The organism is Desulforamulus ruminis DSM 2154 (assembly GCF_000215085.1).
Classification (GTDB): Bacteria; Bacillota; Desulfotomaculia; order Desulfotomaculales; family Desulfotomaculaceae; genus Desulfotomaculum; species Desulfotomaculum ruminis.
The window spans coordinates 1,736,733-1,753,348 of the sequence record NC_015589.1 but is presented as its reverse complement, the minus strand read 5'-3'; the positions used below and the strand labels follow the sequence as shown (position 1 = coordinate 1,753,348).

Annotated in this window: 17 protein-coding genes; 6 read left to right on the top strand and 11 right to left on the bottom strand. The window is 48.4% G+C overall.

Features of this window, described 5'->3' with window-relative positions; genetic code table 11:
* The first annotated feature begins 103 nt into the window (after positions 1 to 103).
* The 4 genes from ylbJ to DESRU_RS08770 all read left to right on the top strand — a co-directional run bounded on the left by ylbJ (position 104) and on the right by DESRU_RS08770 (position 5,223).
* Positions 104 to 1,363 carry a sporulation integral membrane protein YlbJ gene (gene ylbJ, locus DESRU_RS08785; RefSeq protein ID WP_013841753.1) on the top strand — a complete coding sequence of 420 codons (1,260 nt, stop codon included), beginning with the start codon at positions 104 to 106 and terminating at the stop codon, positions 1,361 to 1,363.
* Between the two features lie 131 nt (positions 1,364 to 1,494).
* Positions 1,495 to 3,600, top strand: a complete 2,106-nt coding sequence (gene acs, locus DESRU_RS08780; RefSeq protein ID WP_013841752.1) for an acetate--CoA ligase alpha subunit — start codon at positions 1,495 to 1,497, stop codon at positions 3,598 to 3,600.
* 50 nt (positions 3,601 to 3,650) lie between these two features.
* Positions 3,651 to 4,700: a phosphotransacetylase family protein gene (locus DESRU_RS08775; protein WP_013841751.1), complete on the top strand. Its 1,050-nt coding sequence runs from the start codon at positions 3,651 to 3,653 to the stop codon at positions 4,698 to 4,700.
* 268 nt (positions 4,701 to 4,968) lie between these two features.
* Positions 4,969 to 5,223, top strand: coding sequence for a hypothetical protein (locus tag DESRU_RS08770; protein WP_187290629.1), 255 nt, complete (start codon positions 4,969 to 4,971; stop codon positions 5,221 to 5,223).
* A 53-nt stretch (positions 5,224 to 5,276) separates the two neighbouring features.
* On the opposite strand, the gene DESRU_RS08765 is transcribed toward DESRU_RS08770, so the two are convergent.
* From DESRU_RS08765 to rsmD, 3 genes are read right to left on the bottom strand one after another with little or no spacing between them, the layout of a single operon-like run.
* A complete protein-coding gene (locus DESRU_RS08765; RefSeq protein WP_013841749.1) occupies positions 5,277 to 5,717 on the bottom strand; it encodes a hypothetical protein in 441 nt (146 codons plus the stop codon).
* A gap of 17 nt (positions 5,718 to 5,734) precedes the next feature.
* Positions 5,735 to 6,223 carry a pantetheine-phosphate adenylyltransferase gene (coaD, locus tag DESRU_RS08760; protein ID WP_013841748.1) on the bottom strand — a complete coding sequence of 163 codons (489 nt, stop codon included), beginning with the start codon at positions 6,221 to 6,223 and terminating at the stop codon, positions 5,735 to 5,737.
* A 13-nt stretch (positions 6,224 to 6,236) separates the two neighbouring features.
* Positions 6,237 to 6,800: a 16S rRNA (guanine(966)-N(2))-methyltransferase RsmD gene (gene rsmD / locus DESRU_RS08755; RefSeq protein ID WP_081461996.1), complete on the bottom strand. Its 564-nt coding sequence runs from the start codon at positions 6,798 to 6,800 to the stop codon at positions 6,237 to 6,239.
* A gap of 161 nt (positions 6,801 to 6,961) precedes the next feature.
* Here rsmD and gpr point away from each other — a divergent pair, with 161 nt between their 5' ends.
* Positions 6,962 to 7,948, top strand: coding sequence for a GPR endopeptidase (gene gpr, locus DESRU_RS08750; protein ID WP_013841746.1), 987 nt, complete (start codon positions 6,962 to 6,964; stop codon positions 7,946 to 7,948).
* Here gpr and DESRU_RS08745 read toward each other — a convergent pair.
* The 7 genes from DESRU_RS08745 to recG all read right to left on the bottom strand — a co-directional run bounded on the left by DESRU_RS08745 (position 7,945) and on the right by recG (position 15,517).
* The gene (locus tag DESRU_RS08745) at positions 7,945 to 8,142 is read right to left on the bottom strand and encodes a hypothetical protein (protein WP_187290628.1); all 198 of its coding nucleotides are present in this window, start codon (positions 8,140 to 8,142) and stop codon (positions 7,945 to 7,947) included. The two genes, gpr and DESRU_RS08745, sit on opposite strands and share 4 nt — an antisense overlap.
* Before the next feature lie 269 nt (positions 8,143 to 8,411).
* Positions 8,412 to 9,434 (bottom strand): hypothetical protein, encoded by a 1,023-nt coding sequence (locus DESRU_RS08740; RefSeq protein WP_013841744.1) that lies wholly within the window; start codon positions 9,432 to 9,434, stop codon positions 8,412 to 8,414.
* 185 nt (positions 9,435 to 9,619) lie between these two features.
* Positions 9,620 to 10,381 (bottom strand): ABC transporter ATP-binding protein, encoded by a 762-nt coding sequence (locus tag DESRU_RS08735; RefSeq protein WP_013841743.1) that lies wholly within the window; start codon positions 10,379 to 10,381, stop codon positions 9,620 to 9,622.
* Complete coding sequence (locus DESRU_RS08730; protein ID WP_013841742.1) at positions 10,378 to 11,430, bottom strand: FecCD family ABC transporter permease; 1,053 nt, start codon at positions 11,428 to 11,430, stop codon at positions 10,378 to 10,380. The genes DESRU_RS08735 and DESRU_RS08730 overlap by 4 nt, the downstream gene beginning before the upstream one ends.
* A gap of 5 nt (positions 11,431 to 11,435) precedes the next feature.
* Positions 11,436 to 12,536, bottom strand: a complete 1,101-nt coding sequence (locus DESRU_RS08725) for an iron ABC transporter substrate-binding protein (protein ID WP_013841741.1) — start codon at positions 12,534 to 12,536, stop codon at positions 11,436 to 11,438.
* A gap of 20 nt (positions 12,537 to 12,556) precedes the next feature.
* Positions 12,557 to 13,084 carry an FmdE family protein gene (locus DESRU_RS08720; protein ID WP_013841740.1) on the bottom strand — a complete coding sequence of 176 codons (528 nt, stop codon included), beginning with the start codon at positions 13,082 to 13,084 and terminating at the stop codon, positions 12,557 to 12,559.
* Positions 13,085 to 13,456: 372 nt separating this feature from the next.
* Positions 13,457 to 15,517, bottom strand: a complete 2,061-nt coding sequence (gene recG, locus DESRU_RS08715; RefSeq protein WP_333541173.1) for an ATP-dependent DNA helicase RecG — start codon at positions 15,515 to 15,517, stop codon at positions 13,457 to 13,459.
* Between the two features lie 238 nt (positions 15,518 to 15,755).
* Here recG and rpmB point away from each other — a divergent pair, with 238 nt between their 5' ends.
* A complete protein-coding gene (gene rpmB, locus DESRU_RS08710) occupies positions 15,756 to 15,944 on the top strand; it encodes a 50S ribosomal protein L28 (protein WP_013841738.1) in 189 nt (62 codons plus the stop codon).
* Between the two features lie 177 nt (positions 15,945 to 16,121).
* Here rpmB and ribH read toward each other — a convergent pair whose 3' ends face one another.
* Positions 16,122 to 16,589, bottom strand: a complete 468-nt coding sequence (gene ribH, locus DESRU_RS08705) for a 6,7-dimethyl-8-ribityllumazine synthase (protein ID WP_013841737.1) — start codon at positions 16,587 to 16,589, stop codon at positions 16,122 to 16,124.
* Positions 16,590 to 16,616 lie beyond the last annotated feature (27 nt).

The window sequence follows — 16,616 nt, the reverse complement described above, 5'->3', positions numbered from 1 at the left end:
ACTGTATATTGGCAAACTCCTGAACCACTGGTATAAAGTCTATTCATTTTATTATATATAGTGCAGGGAAGATTTTTATCCTTTACATTGGGGTGAATTTATTTTGCTGCAGCGACGCACCGGATTAAACCTGAGACTTAGAAAAAAAGATCTGATCAAGTTGTTCTGGACTGCCCTGGCCCTGGTGTTTGTTTTAGCCATGATCTGGCAGCCGAAGATTGTCTATTTGGGCGCTCTGAGTGGTTTAAAAGCTTGGTGGAATATTGTTTTCCCATCCTTATTGCCCTTTTTCATTGCCTCGGAATTATTAATGGCCTTTGGCATCGTTCGTTTTCTGGGCATCTTGTTGGAACCGGTGATGCGGCCCCTTTTTAATGTTCCCGGAACCGGCGCTTTTGTGATGGTGATCGGTTTTACCAGCGGCTTTCCCATCGGCAGCATGGTCACGGCCAGGCTGCGCCAGGACGGGCTGTGCACCCGTCTGGAGGGTGAGCGGCTGATGAGCTTTACCAATAATTCCAGTCCGCTGTTTATGCTGGTGGCCGTGGCCGTAGGCATGTTTGGACGTCCCGATTTAGGCCTGACCATTGCCGGCGCCCATTATCTGGCCAGTCTTGTTTTAGGCCTGCTGCTGCGCTTTTACGGCAGGCAGGGCGACCCTGAGCGCTCTCCCAGGCCCTGTAACCGGGGCCGGGGACTCCTGGTTGGGCAGGCTTTGCAAACCTTGTTGAACCACCTGCGTCAGGAATCCAGGCCTCTGGGAAAATTAATTGGTGAAGCGGTCTCCTCTTCCATTACCAAACTCTTCAATATTGGGGGTTTTATTATTCTTTTTGCGGTGATCATCCGGCTTTTTACCGAAGCCGGGGTGATTCGTCAATTATCCCTCTTTTTTAGTCTTTTCCTGGCTCCCCTGGGTTTTACACCGGAAGCCCTGGTGGCGCTGTCCAGCGGTTTCTTTGAAATGACCATCGGTACCAAGCTGGCCTCGGAAGCCGCAGCACCCGAACTGCAGCGTCTGATGACCGTGGCCATGATTTTGGGTTGGAGCGGTTTGTCGGTTCACGCCCAGGTGGCCAGCATGATTGCTGAAACCGATCTTTCCATGAAAATCTTTGTGCTGAGCCGGGTGGCTCATGGTCTGTTATCCGCTGCTTTCACCTGGCTGCTTTACACACCGGGAAAAATCACCCAGACCCTGACACTGCCGGTTCTCGGGCCTGCCTTTCATGCTGTCAGCCCATCCCCCCTTTTCTTCCTGGGCCTTTCCTGCAAACTATTGTTTTGCGCTTTGGCTCTTTTGATTTTTTGTGCCTTCATTATTCCAACCGGCCGCTTCCTTTTTCGTCTTTTCCAAAGGTAACAATGAAAAGAGGCATTTATTTTCAGTCTTTTTAGAAGTAGCGGAAGGTATTCCTCCTGAGCTTGTGGAAAAACTACAAACAAACACGGGGAAATGATAAAGCACTGAATATGGATTGGAAGGTGAGGCCCATGGCGGACTTAGCATCTCTGTTTCATCCAAAGTCTGTGGCCATTGTCGGGGCATCCAAAACAGATGGAGAAATAGGGAATATTTTGGTAAAAAATGTCCTTGCCAGTGGATTTAAAGGAAGTATTTTTCCCATTAACTCCAGGGAATCGGAAATAGAGGGGCTTCCCTGCTTTGCATCCCTTTTGGAAGTTCCTGAAAAGATGGATCTGGGGGTTATTTGTGTACCCGCCAAGCATTGCCCGGAGGTAGTAGATGAATGTGGGCGGGTGGGCATTAAAACCATTGTGGTGATCACTCCCGGATTTAAGGAAATTGGTCCGGAAGGTTTGGAATTAGAAAAAAAACTGCTTGCTGTTTGCCATAAATACGGGATTCGTCTGGTGGGTCCAAACTGCGTGGGATTGATGGATACCCATATTCCCATCAGCGCCTCTTATTCCGCTGTTTTCCCCCTGAAAGGGGATATTGCCTTCATTTCCCAAAGCGGGGCCATGCTGGTATCCATCATGGACTGGTCCAAATCCATCGGCCTGGGGTTCAGCCGGGTCATCAGCCTTGGCAACAAGGCGGATCTGGATGAAGCCGCTTTTATTGAAGCCCTTGCGGACGACCCTTTCACCAGGGTCATCCTTTGTTACATAGAAGATGTACAAAACGGCAGACACTTTTTGGATGTGGCAGCCCGTACCTCCAGGAAAAAACCGGTTATTGTCCTTAAATCCGGCACCAGTCAAGCCGGCGCCCTGGCCGCTTCTTCCCATACCGGGGCCCTCGCGGGTAGTGATCTGGCCTATCAAATTGCTTTTAAGCAGGCGGGTATTCTCCGGGCCAACAGCATGACGGAACTATTTGACTTGGCTCTTTCTTTCTCCTATCAACCCATTCCCCAGGGAGACCGGGTTGCTGTTGTAACCAATGCCGGCGGTCCAGGCATTGTGACAGCGGATGCCATCGAAAATTCCGGTTTGACCATGGCCCGTTTTGAAAAAGAAACCCTGGAAGTTCTGCGGTCCCATTTGCCAGCGGAAGGCAATATTTATAATCCGGTGGATGTGCTGGGAGATGCCCGGGCGGATCGTTACGCCGCTGCTCTGGAATCGGTTTTAAAGGATCCCAATGTAGACAGCATTGTGGTTCTGGTCTGCCCCACCGCCGTAACCGACCCGGAAAACATTGCCCAGAAAATTATTGATCTCCACGGAAAATATCCGGATAAACCGATTTTTTCAGCCTACATGGGCGGCGGGGTGCTGGCGGAGGGCGCTAAAAAGCTGGCCCAGGCCAGAATTCCCGTATTTACCTTTCCGGAACCCACCGTCTATTCCATTGCCGGCATGGTGAGCTATGCCAGAACTTCCGCTGCCGGCGCGGAGATCGGTGAAATCGAACTGGACGACATTGATCAAAATCGGGTAAAAGCCATTTTTTACGATGTTTTCCGGGACGGCCGCAGTGTTTTGCTGGGCAGCGAAGCAGCGGCCGTGGCCAAAGCCTACGGTATTTCCGCTGTGCCGGTCAAACTTTCCGTAACGCCGGAGGAAGCGGTGGCCTTGTCTGAGGAAATCGGTTATCCCGTGGTATTAAAGGTTGCTTCTCCAAAGATTATGCACAAAACCGATGTGGGCGGCGTTAAAATCGGTTTGCATAATTCCGAAGAAGTGCGCAACGGTTTTATTGAGATTATGGAAAATGTTCAGCGTTATCTGCCTAATGTGATTCCCCATGGCATTGAAGTGGGTAAAATGATGCCCAAAGGAACGGAACTGATTATTGGTATGACCCGGGATGTTCAATTCGGCCCGCTCATTGCCTTTGGTTTGGGCGGCGTATATGTAAACCTGTTAAAGGACGTGTCTTTCCGCCTGGCCCGGGGACTGACCCGTCAGGAAATCCAGGCCATGATTACCGAGACCAAAGCCTACACCCTGCTGCGGGGTTACCGGGGGGAAAAACCCTCGGATATGTTCAGCATTATTGATATGGTATCCCGAGTAGCCCGGCTGGTACTTGATTTTCCGGAAATCAGCGAGATGGATATTAATCCCCTGTTAGCCTATACCGACGGCTACTCGGCGTTGGATATAAAAATTACCATTAACATTTAATCTTGTAAAATTGGAGAAAATACAATAAAGAGATGGTGAGGTGTTTACCATTGAAAAGCCTGTTTATTATGGGTTCCGCAGGCAGCGGCAAAACGGCAATGGCAGTGGGGCTTGCCCTTAAGTTTAAACAGGAAGGCCTCAAAGTGTCTTATTTCAAACCGGTGGGAGTTGCGGTGACAGCCGGCAAGGCCGACGAGGATGCGGTCTTAATGAAGGAAATTTTAAATATGGACGCCCCCCTGGAGACCATTGTTCCCACCAATGCCAGCCCCTTCTATCTGTCCCGGGGCAACCGGCAGGCGGAAATGCTCCAGACCATAGAAGAAGCCTTTCATCAGCTTTCCGCCCATTCGGATCTGGTCATTGTGGACAGCGCCATTTTCCCCCACATTATGGGTACCATTGGTCTGGATGCCCCTTCCCTGGCGGCAAAACTTAAATCCAGCGCCATCTATCTGATTAATGTTAAAAATGATTACAGTCTTGATCAGGCGGTGTTTTTCAATAAATATATTCAATACTCCGGCGTTCCTGTGATCGGTAATCTCTTTACCCATGTTCCCAGACCCATTCTGGCAAAAATCGAAGGCGTGTATAAGCCCCTGTTAAATGAAAACGGCTTTGTAACCCTGGGGATTATCCCCAAGATAACGGAATTAACCGCGCCCTCGGTAGCCCAGGTTTATGAAGTACTGGGGGGAGAGCTTTTAACCGGTGAGAAACATCTGGACCTGCTGGTGGAAGACATTATGGTAGGCGCCATGACCATCGAAAGCGCCCTGGCCTTTTTAAGACGTACCAATAATAAGGTTTTCATCACCGGCGGCGACCGGGCGGATATGGCTCTGGCCGCACTGGAGACCAGCACTTCCGCCATTATTCTCACCGGAGGCCTGTACCCGGATGTCAAAGTCATCAGCCGGGCTGTAGAAAAGGATGTACCGGTGATTTTGGTTCACTATGACACTTATACCACCATTGAAAAACTCAGCGAGCTGTCGGGACGCATTACCCCTGCAGACCAAGGCAGTATTCATAAAGCCTTGGAGAACGTGGAGAAATATTGCGACTGGCAAACCATTTTAAAAAGCTTAGGCTAACCCGGCACAGATAACACAACGAACAACCGGATAAAGAATAGAACACGGATTGAACGGATTATACGGATTTTCGCGGATTTTTAATATAAATTATTAAATCCGTAAAAATCAGTTGAAGTCCGTATCATCCGTGTTCTATTCTTTTTTTGTTTAAAATTGACTGGATTTCCTCATACTGTAGGTAAAACTACAGCAAGGTGATTCCATGGTGCCGAATATCGTTGAATTTGGATTCTTAATTTTTATGGCCGTATCCTGGTTGTATCTTTTGATCACTCGGAGCATTTCCTACGCCCTGGTGATTGCCCTGGCCCTTATTTTATTTTGCTTAAATGTTCCTCCTGAATGGTACAATACATTGGGAAGTCACAGTCCCTCGGCTTATTATGGTACTTTAATGGGCTTTGAAGTTTTGGAAATTATGATCCTGCTGGGAATTTTGTTCATCGGCAAACGTTTTAAACAAGGGAAAAAAGTCCTTTCTCCTTGTTTACATTGCAAAATCAGTAAAAGAAAAACCTAATCCATAAGGCATAATTAAAACCGGAGAAAGAACTTCTCCGGTTCGTTAGTTGGTTATTTTCTGAGCTCTTCTCTGCCCATTTGTATTTCTTCCACTATTTTACCTAGTTTTTCCTCCAAACCCTGGAGAATTTCATCAGCATATTCCCTGGCACCTAAGCGGATTTGTCCTGCTACTTCTTCCGCTTTCTTAATGGTTGCCTCGGCAATTTGCTCGGCCTGTTTTACAATTTCGCTGTCATCCGCACGTTTTTCAATTTCGCGGGTCACATCCTCCAACATCCGCTGGGCTTCTTTTTTAGACTCAGAGAGTACCTTATCCCGTTCTTTCACCAGCCATTTTGCCTGGCGAACTTCTTCCGGAAGCGAGGTGCGGATACGATCAAGGTAGTCGAGAATTCTGCCCTCGTCTACCATAATCCGTCTTGTCATCGGCACCTTGGGGCTCTCCTCAATGAGTTCCTCCAGCTCATTCAGGACATTAAAGAGCTCCACCGTTTATCCCTCCCCGGTTATTTAGCATAACCAAATTTTTGTTTTAATCTCTGGATTACCGCTTCAGGAACCATTGCACTGAGACAACCGTTATAGGACGCAACTTCTTTAACAATACTGGAACTAATGAAAGAATATTCAGCCCGGGTCATTAAATACAGGGTTTCCAACTCCGGAGCCAGCTTTTTATTGGTGAGAGCATAGACAAACTCACTTTCAAAATCGGTAATGGCCCTCAAACCCCGGACAATCACATTGGCGCTTTGTTTTAAAGCGTAATTTACGGTTAAGCCGTCAAAAGAATCCACAATGACATTGGGGTATTTGCTTAAAATGGTCTCCAGCATGTCCACTCTCTCTTCAACCGTAAAGAGAGGCTTTATTTTTTGGGAGTTCTTTGCCACAGCCACAATCAAGCAGTCAAACAGCAGAACCGATCGTTCAATAATATCTAAATGACCGTTTGTGATGGGGTCGAAACTGCCTGGATAAACACCTATTCGCATTTTTTGCCTCCCGCTAGCTGTCATATCGATAGAATGTCAATGCTGTGTCACCATATTTTTCACGCCGGTAGGCGGTCAGTTTTCCTACATCATCCGGCGGCAGATCGTTTTTATCACTTTCAACCACCAGAATCCCGTTATCAACCAGTAGATCAAACCGCTGTACTTGTTCCATGGTGGGAACTTCAAAGTTCTTTTTATAGGGTGGATCAATAAAAATCAAGTCAAAAGGAACCTTCCGGGCGGCCAATACAGAAATGGCTCGGTTGGTATCCAGATTGAGTACTTCCGCCTTTTCCGTTAAATTACACAACTTTAAATTACTAAGGATAATCCCGGCCGTTCCGCGATCCTTTTCTACCATGACCGCCCTTTCGGCTCCTCGGCTGAGGGCCTCAATGGCTACCGCTCCGGTTCCGCTGAATAAATCCAAAAAATAGCTGCCGGAAACCCGGGGTGAAAGAATATTAAAAAGAGCTTCCCTGACTCTGTCTGAGGTGGGCCTTGTGGACATTCCTTTGGGACTTTTCAGGTTTCGCCCTCTGACTAAACCACCAATTATTCGCAACCCTGAGATTCCCTTCCTAATATGGTCTTCAATGCCTATACTTTGCCATTATAACATATTACGGAAAAAAAATCGATTTCTTTACACTGGTCCTTCGTATAAATGAATCCTGGGAGGAACAGGATATACAGAGAGAAGGATACATTGACTCTTAATAGGAGGTATTTGTTTTGGATCTGGATTTTTTTAAAAAAAATTCCATTCAAGTGGATCTGGCCGTAGAGGCCCATGAAATTGTCCGCGGCCAAACCGGCCAGGAAATTCCCGGCTGCGCCATGGATAAAGAGAGTTATACCCATGCCACGGTGACCATCGTACGAATTCAGGAAGCCGAGGCGGAAGAAATCATGGGCAAGCCCAGAGGAACCTATGTGACCATTGAGGCTCCAGTCATCCGGGAAAATAACCGTCAGGCTCACCAAGACGTGGTTGAAATATTGGCCAAGCAATTATCGTCCCTGATCCATCTTCCCGAACACGCCAATGTCTTGGTGGTGGGACTGGGCAACTGGAACGCAACCCCGGATGCCCTGGGACCCAAGGTGGTTGGCATGACGCTGGTAACCCGGCATATGTATCACTATGCACCGGACGAGATCAAGGACGGTATGCGCTCTGTCAGTGCCCTGGCCCCCGGGGTACTGGGTTTAACCGGCATTGAAACGGCGGAAATCATTAAAGGGGTGGTGGACCGTATCCAACCGGAGCTGATTATTGCCGTGGATGCGCTGGCTTCCAGAGCGGTGGAGCGCATCGGCACCACCCTGCAACTGGCCGATACCGGTATCAGCCCGGGGTCCGGCATCGGCAATAAACGGGCCGGCATCAATCAGGAGTCCATGGGGGTTCCGGTCATTGCCATCGGCGTACCCACAGTGGTGCCGGCCGCCGTTATTGCCGGCGAAGCCCTGGACCGCCTGGTGGAACAAACCAAGAACAGCCCTGCTTTGGCCCCGGTTTACTACAATATGAATTCGGAAGCCTTCCAGGGAATTATCCAGGATGTATTGCAGCCCTATACCTCCGGGCAATTAATGGTGACTCCCAAGGAAGTGGATGCGCTGATTGAAAACACCGCCCGCATTGTGGCCGGGGGCATTTCGTTAGCCCTTCATCCTTCCATTTCCTCCGAAGAGTATACCACTTACCTGCATTAGTCCTTAAATCGGGGAGTATATGGGCTCTCGTTTCCCTGCCCCCCCTTGTTTAGGGTATCTGCTCCGGTGGTGGGCTGCGTTAACCCGATTTTATTGCTTTCATCAACCCACCCAATTTCCTGGCCGATTTCAAAACGTACATTCTCTTTGTTTATTTCCTTCTTCTTTTTTTCATGGTCCTGCAAATTAGCCACCTCCTATTTTTAGTATTTGGCTAAAAAAATGCAGGATACCAAGTAAATCTTTACAGCCTGTTCATTTTTATAATATTTAATGTCAAGACCTCCCTAACCGACAAAATACAGGCTAGGGAGGTTCTTGATTCACACTTTAAGGATGCTGCTTATCCTTTCTGGATTCCTTTTCCTTTGTTTTTTCGCAAAAACTACGGGTCATTGAAATATATCATACGGTTCCACACGCATCTTCAAAGCACTTGCACTGTAAGCTATAGTTCAGGAAATTACATAGTGACATCTTCATATTTTTGAGGTTTGATATACGAAAACAATTCCGATTGGATTATGAGGGTATCCTGGGGCATTGGTTCTTGAACCATTGCCGTCTTGAGCGGGAGTCCTAAAACACCTATTTTTTCATCCGGCTTCATGAGGAAGCCTATGCAGTAGCCACTATCATCCGGCTCAGCGTCCAGCCATGTTTTTGAATGGAATTGCAGGGCTATATCTTCTTCACACTCATATTCAATTACGGGAAAGCACATGCACCTGGGACAAATTGCAGTGAGGCCTCTTTCAAACTCTTCTTTATTCCTTTCGAGTTCGGCGGCGGTGAATTTCTCTGTCAAACAAGGATCGTTAAAGATTTTCATTGCTTCTTCCCATATATCCAAAAGATAGACCCGGTTGATTTGCACCCAATGCTTTTCTTCTGTGTTTTTATCTTGGAACCACAGCCTGTCTGGATATTTTGTACCGACTGCCAGCGTTACAGACTGCTCAACCAAATATGGTACAGGTTCATATCGGAATGTAAGATGCAGAACGGGGCTTTCTCCAAAATCCGGCATACAGTCATATTCTCCTGAAAGCTCGGCAATGGTCAAAAACAAGCTTTCAATATTTTGATACTCGATGCCGGATGGATTCCATCCCAGCCTTAAAAACTCGATAAGCATCACTAGCATTTCCCAGTTTTGCAAATCACAGCGCGTGGTTTCTGTTCCGCCCACAGCAAACTGTTTTTCTCCGATACTTATTGTATTTACAGCATGGAAAATATTTGTCATATTCATATTTTTGTCACTGCGCAGAAACTCCCGGTTGGTCTGCGGGTATGCGATTTCATCTGCCTCAATACGCTCGGCAAACGCTCCGTCGTATTGTAAAGCAACAATGCGCAGGTCATGCTCATAGCGAACAAGACCTATAATATGGCAGATTACTTCGTTTACCTTCGCCGTTTTCCCAAGCAGCTTTATCTCGGTAATGTTTGAGAGCATTTTCTGTAAGTTCCTAATATTCATTTCCTAGTCTCCCTTACAAAAATATAGCTACACGCCTATGGCTAATCCTCTAAGCGGTAAATCGGCTCATATCTAAATCCTCAGCATTGTAGGAAATGAAAAAAGTCCTTTCTTTCTCGTTTAGAACGATTTCATCCAATGTGCTTGTTTTGGGGAACTCGTAAAAACCTTTTTATGAATCTATTTTAAATCTCGGGCAAAGGAACCACCATTGACACACCGCGAATGGATTCCACGGTCACAGGAATTCCATATACATAACCGATATTTTCGGGAGTCATAACCTCTCTTCCTCCGTAAGCGAAAACTTGCCTGTCTTTCATAAATAGAAATCGCTCACAGTAGCGAAGGGCCAGATTCAGATCGTGGATAACGATGATTACGCTGATGCGTTCCTCTTTAGCAATCTCCCGTACCGTGGCCAGAACCTCATACTGGTTGCGAAGGTCCAGATTGCTGGTAGGCTCGTCTAAAAGCAGTACCCGTGGTCGTTGAGCCAGCGCCCGGGCCAGCATCACCTTTTGCATCTCACCTCCGGAGAGTTCATCCACGTAGCGCAGAGCAAAGCTTTCCAGCCCCATACGCTTAATAACCGACTGGGTGATATCTATATCTTCCTGCTTCGGCTCCAGTTTAATATAAGGCTTACGTCCCAGCAAGACAGAATCGAACACCGTAAACATCCCACCCGCATTGCGCTGAGCTACATAGGCCATGCATTTGGCAATCTCATTTCGCTTCAATTTACGGATATCCTCACCGTTGACATAAACGGTTCCCCGTTGAGGAACCAGAATATGGTTCAGACATTTGATCAGAGTACTTTTTCCCGCTCCGTTATTGCCCAGAATGGCAATGCATTGACTCTCCCTAGCATCAAATGCAACCTGATTAAGAATGGTACGGCCGCCATTATAAGAAAAATTCAAATCTCTCACTTCAATCATCTTGTGCCAACCCCCTTAAAAAGCAAGTATAAAAACAGGGGGGCTCCTAGAAAGGAGGTTATGGCTCCGATAGGCAGGATAACCGGCGCCACTGCCAGACGGGCCGCCGTATCGCTAAACAACAGCAACAAAGCGCCCATCAAAGCTGACGAAGGCAGAAGATACCGATAATCACTGCCGATACAACGCCGCACAAGATGAGGCGCAATGAGTCCGATAAAATTGATAATACCCACAAAGGACACAATGGTCGAGGCGGTCAGGGAGCAAATAAACATGCCCATAAGGCGCATACGTTCTACATAGACGCCCAGCCCCTTGGCTGTTTCTTCTCCATTTTGCAGGGCATTGTAGTTCCAACGGTTGAATGCAAAATAGAGCAGTGCCGCCGCTACCACAACGCTCATAATGATTACCTCGTTCCAACTGGTGCGCCCAAGATCCCCAAAGGTCCAGAATATTACGGCCGCTACCTTTACATCCGCCGCAAAATACTGCAGCAGCGTGGTAGCGCCGGAAAACAGGGTACTAAGAGCCACTCCCGACAGCACCATGCTCTCCGGCGAAACTTTATTGAAGTGAGACAATCCCAACACAATGAAGGTTGACATCATGGCGCTGACAAAAGCGCAGGCGGAAACCAGATAGGGGTTGGAAATGGTAACGCCGTCCAGCGTTTGATTCTGCATTCCGGCTCCCAGCACGATAATTGCAAAGGATGCACCAAAGGCAGCTCCCTGGGCAATACCCAATGTGGATGCGGAGGCCAGCGGATTGCGCAATATACTCTGCATAACACAGCCTACGGTGGCCAGTCCGATCCCGGCTACAATGGCCGTTACAACTCTCGGCATGCGGATGTTGAACACAACAATGGACTGCTGCTCACTGCCATAACCCAAAAGCGTTGCGACGACCTCCGTCAAAGAAAGACCCGCCGAACCGGCGCTGACTGCCAGTAGGGCAGTCAGCGCGGTTGCTGCACCGAGAAGCAGGATGAAGTACGTCTTAAAACGTATGTATTCTTTATACGTCCTCCGGCTTTTCATGGAGTCTATTCTCCTATGGTAATTTTATCGAATCGATAGCCGTCCGCCGCCAGTTTGTGGTAAAAAGGCTCACCCAGCATGATGGTAAAAATTTCGTCGGCTTTTTTTATTGGATCAATATCCGCAAACCGCTCCGGATAAATGATTTTGCCTGCGTAATAGGCATCTGCGATGGCGATCTCCAGGTTGGTCCAGTTGTAGTTATAAGATATCTGGGCATATACCTTGTCTTTCTGTACTGCCTGAAGGGAATCATAAAATTTTTTGTTCTTGGCGTAATCCTTATTGACCAGATTCATATTGGTGGGATTTAGAAAGATAATATCCGGATTCCATACCGTTACTTTTTCAAGGTCAATGAGCAAGGGCCCCGAACCGCCTGTTTCATCCACAACGTTTTTGGCATGGATGGCGGTGAAGGGCGGATAATGAGCATAGGTACCCTCAAAGCCATGGGCGCCTCGAAAGCTCACAGCCCCGGTATAAACAGAGGGCTTATCTTTGTCCGGGATGTCTTTGGTGCGATGATCCAGATCCTTCTGACAGTTCTGCACATAATTGATTACCTTGGCGCAATGCTCCCGGGTGCCCATCACCTGTCCAATCAGTTCCAGCGCCGAATAAAAGCTTTGGTCAAACATACCGTCAGGATAGATGCCGATGACAGGAATTCCGGTTTTCTGCGCTACATTATTGATCGTGTCTTCATCCGTCAAGGCAAAGATTACGTCGGGCCCGAGGGTTACCAACTCTTCAATATAACAGGTATCGTTATTTCCGCCGCTCCCAACGGACGCAAGGGTTGCAAAATGCTGCGCATTGATAACGGAATAAGGCATAGCCGATTGATTCTGCTTATCCATATCCGTCACGCCCACCAGTTTATCCGCGCAGCCGGCGTAAGTTAGGATACGGGCCGCTCCGCCGATGGCGGCGATAGTTTCTATCTTCTCAGGGAGCTCCACCTGACGATCAAACGCATCCGTAACCATGCGGGACCCGGAGGACGCCGGAGACGCTTTAGAGGATGCGGGATCCACGGATGTACACCCGTTTAAAATCAATACAAATGCCAAAAGGATTCCCATGAACTTTTCTTTGATCATAATTTCCCCTTTCTTTTGAATTACCAGCCCCGGTCATAGCTCTTAAAGCAATCGGCGCATACCTTTTTGCCGTCCTGCAAATGCATCTTATGTTCGGGAGCCCCCTCGCCGCAGAGTTCGCAGGGGATTGTTCGGAACAGCCGTGCTTTCTCAGGCAGATCAAATTCAGGTTCGGAAAAGGAAAATATTTCGTCAACGGGCGCTTTTAACAGATATTCCTGCCACTGCGCCCGGTCCATGCCCTCCTGTTTTTGCAGTTTGAGACAAAGGCGCAATTTTCTCCCGTTTCTCCGGTTAAAAAAAGAAAAAGCTTGTTTACCGGTCCCCCGATAAAGTAGATTGCCTTTGCCCAGGGTGCAGCTTAAAAGGGCTTGCACCGCATCTACTCCGCAGGCATCGTTCTCGGTAACACATACAATTTCCTCATCTTCAGAAGTCCCCACTGCCATTTTTTCATAAACAGCCTGGCAGGCCTTGAAGCCGATGGCAAGACCGGGGCATTCATGCCCATGGAAAGCAACCGCCTTGTCCCATAATTGCTTGTTCACAATTCATTTCCTCCTTTATTTTAAATATGCCAGTACAAGGCGGTGTCAACTTCTTTCTGTCATAACCCGCCTTTACACTGAAGTATAAATGTTCAGTAATAGCCCCTAATCCTTTTTGCACATAAAAAAAGCCCTCAAAGAGAGCTTTCAAGCTTCTAAAATAATAGCTTCATGCTAAAATTGACAATAAACAAGGGCTACATCAATGATTAAGCAGAATTCCACCTCTGCCCTATATGTATTCCGTATACATATATTTTCATTTCCATTTTATAGTATAGGATAATTGTGTACATGTCAATAAATTTGCAGAACTCTCCACTGCCAAAAAGTCTTTTTACAGGGTCCATAGGAGATATAGGATCCCCACACTTAACTAATTTCACTGTATTTTACAAATTCGGGAAACCGTAAAGCAAACTGGTTTAACAGTTCCCGATGCTGAGGCAGACGCAAATCCGGATCGTCTTTTAACAGTTGCCGGGCTTCTGCCCGGGCCTGCTCAATCTCCCGCTGATCCTTGATTAAACTGGCAATCTTAAAATCCGGCAGGCCCGACTGCCGGGTGCCAAAAAACTCTCCCGGTCCCCTCAGTTTAAGATCCTCTTCAGCCAGAATAAAACCGTTTTGCGTCCGGCACATGGCTGCCATCCGTTCCCTGGCTTCCCTGGTGGACGGATCCGCCACCAGAATACAGTAAGATAAATGCTTCCCCCTGCCCACCCGGCCCCGGAGCTGATGCAGTTGGGACAAACCAAACCGCTGGGCATCCCAGATGACCATCACGGTGGCATTGGGGACATCCACCCCCACTTCAATCACCGTGGTGGATACCAGAATATCCAGCGAACCGCTGCGAAACTCTCCCATTACGGCTTCTTTCTCAGCGGGCTTCATTTTACCGTGCAGCAGGCCCACTGAACAGGTGCTTAAGGCCCGCTTCAACCGTTCATGCAGTTCAATGGCCGCCTGAGTATCAATCTTTTCCGATTCTTCCACCAGCGGACATACTACATAGGACTGCCGGCCCTCCACAGCCTGCTGCCGGATTAACCCCACCGCTTTCCCCGCCTGGGACAAGCTCAAATGATAGGTTTTAACAGGCTGTCTGCCCGGAGGCAGCTCGTCAATGACAGATGCCTCCAGCTCACCGTAAAGGGTTAAGGCCAGGGTTCGCGGGATGGGCGTGGCGGTCATCACCAAAATATCCGGCCTGTGTCCTTTATCCTGCAGGGCCGCCCGCTGGCGTACCCCGAAACGGTGCTGCTCGTCCACAACCACCAGAGCCAGTTGCTTAAACTGCACCGGCCCCTGGATCAGGGCATGGGTGCCCACCACCACGTCAATTTCTCCTCCGGCAATCTGCTCCAGCACTTGTTTGCGGCCCCGGCGGCTGCCTCCGGTCAGCAGCGCCACCCGGATGCCCAAGGGCTCCAACAGTTTGCCGACGCTGGCGGCGTGCTGCTCTGCCAGCAGTTCCGTGGGGACCATAAGGACACTCTGCAGTCCGGATGCTGCCGCTTTGTACAGGGCCAAAGCCGCCACAGCGGTTTTGCCGGACCCCACATCTCCCTGAAGCAGCCGGTTCATGGGCCGGGAAGCCTCCATGTCCCTCTCAATTTCCTGCCAGACCCGTTTTTGGGCCTCTGTTAATTGGAAAGGCAGGATGTCAGCAAAAGATTTTACAACCTTACGACTTTTATAGCGGTGGCTTTTTTCCTGCCGGTTGGTGCGGTCCTTCTGCAGGCAAAGCCCCAATTGAAAAAGAAACAACTCTTCCAGGACAAAACGCTTTCTGGCCCGCTGGCAGGCTTCCATGCTGGTGGGGAAATGGATTTCCGCCAGCGCTTCGGCAACACAAGGCAGATGATACCGGTCCAGAATTTCATCCGGTAAAAACTCCGGCAGATTCGCTCCGACTCCGTCCAAAAATCCTTTAATCATGCTCCGAAAAAAACGCTGGCTAATATTCTCGGTAGCCGGATAAATGGGGACAATTCTTCCGCTATGCAGGCTTTCATCACCCTCCAGCACTTCATGATCCGCCACCTGGATCTGGGGTACCCCAAAACTGCGGTCCATTTTACCGGTAAGCAGCAATCTTTTCCCCGGAGGGTACTGCTTTTTGATATAGGGTTGGTTAAACCAAACGGCGTAAAAAATTCCCGCCTCTTCTTCCAAAGCCAGTTTTGTGAGGGTCAGCCCCCGTCTGGGTTTTGTCTCCTGGCCGGTAATGACGGTTCCCCGGACGGTGGCCAAATCCCCGTGAGCAAAGGAGTGGGCCGGTCGAATGCTGCTCCGGTCCTGGTATTCCCGGGGAAAATGATAAAGTAAATCCCCAACGCTTAAAATACCGATCCGCTCCAACTGTCTGGCCCGCTGGGGTCCCACTCCTTTGAGAAACTGCACCGGTTTTTGTAACAGCAAAATCATCACCTCATCCAGGTCATGAAGGTCCGCCTATAACCAAAGTTTTTTAATCAATGATTAAAAGGCACAAAAACATATGTTCTCATTATAACATGGCATTATTTTCCTGAGAAGTATTTCTCCATAAAGTAACATAAGTAAAATACCGTTTGATTTTACCTTTATTTGTGGTATACTAATTCAGTGAGCTTGTGAGAGGATTTATGGACATAGAAGGTGTGTCCCTAAAGGAGGTGTAACAATGGCCAAATGCGAGGTTTGCGGCAAAGGTGTTGCCGTTGGCATTAAATTAAGCCACTCCCATATTCGGACAAAGCGGACTTGGTCTCCCAACCTGCAAAGGGTAAAGGCCATCATTGATGGTTCCCCCAAACGGATTATGGTTTGCACCCGTTGTCTCCGGAGTGGAAAAGTACAGCGTGCTATTTAGTTACACCCCGTAAATAAAAACGACAAAAACGGCCAAGGGCCGTTTTTTTGTCGTTAGAGCTAAAACGTATTCCTCTGAGGTCCTGTTGTTAGACTATGGGGTATGCTTAAGGGTCCTGTACAGGACTCTCAAGGAATACGGCATAAGACTAGCAACAGGCCCCCAAAGAAACACCCCTTAGGCTAATTCTTTTAACAAATTGGCCATCTCCAGAGCGGTATTGGCAGCATCCCAGCCTTTATTACCGGCTTTGGTGCCGGCCCGCTCAATGGCCTGTTCAATGGTATCCGCGGTAATTACGCCAAAGACCACCGGCAGATCGGAATCCAGACCCACCTTGGCCACTCCTTTGGAAACTTCGGCGGCAACATAATCAAAGTGCGGTGTTGCCCCGCGAATAATGGCTCCCAGGCAGATGACCGCGTCATAGCGCTTTAAGCCGGCCATCTTTTTGGCCACCAGAGGTACCTCAAAGGCCCCCGGAACCCAGGCGATTTCAATATCGTCCTCTTCAACGCCATGCCGCTTCAAGGCGTCAAGAGCCCCGCCCAGCAGCTTATGGGTGATAAACTCATTGAAACGCCCCACCACAATGCCAAATTTTAATCCGTTCCCTACTAAATGTCCTTCAAATACTTTTGTCATATCCTCGATCCCCCTGTTTCTGTTTTA

Coding starts and splice junctions, on each gene's coding strand:
- DESRU_RS08740 (WP_013841744.1), bottom strand. CDS start 9,434: ATGAATATTAGGAACTTACAGAAAATGCTCTCAAACATTACCGAGATA.
- acs (WP_013841752.1), top strand. CDS start 1,495: ATGGCGGACTTAGCATCTCTGTTTCATCCAAAGTCTGTGGCCATTGTC.
- DESRU_RS08735 (WP_013841743.1), bottom strand. CDS start 10,381: ATGATTGAAGTGAGAGATTTGAATTTTTCTTATAATGGCGGCCGTACC.
- DESRU_RS08730 (WP_013841742.1), bottom strand. CDS start 11,430: ATGAAAAGCCGGAGGACGTATAAAGAATACATACGTTTTAAGACGTAC.
- coaD (WP_013841748.1), bottom strand. CDS start 6,223: ATGCGAATAGGTGTTTATCCAGGCAGTTTCGACCCCATCACAAACGGT.
- rpmB (WP_013841738.1), top strand. CDS start 15,756: ATGGCCAAATGCGAGGTTTGCGGCAAAGGTGTTGCCGTTGGCATTAAA.
- recG (WP_333541173.1), bottom strand. CDS start 15,517: ATGATTTTGCTGTTACAAAAACCGGTGCAGTTTCTCAAAGGAGTGGGA.
- DESRU_RS08725 (WP_013841741.1), bottom strand. CDS start 12,536: ATGATCAAAGAAAAGTTCATGGGAATCCTTTTGGCATTTGTATTGATT.
- ribH (WP_013841737.1), bottom strand. CDS start 16,589: ATGACAAAAGTATTTGAAGGACATTTAGTAGGGAACGGATTAAAATTT.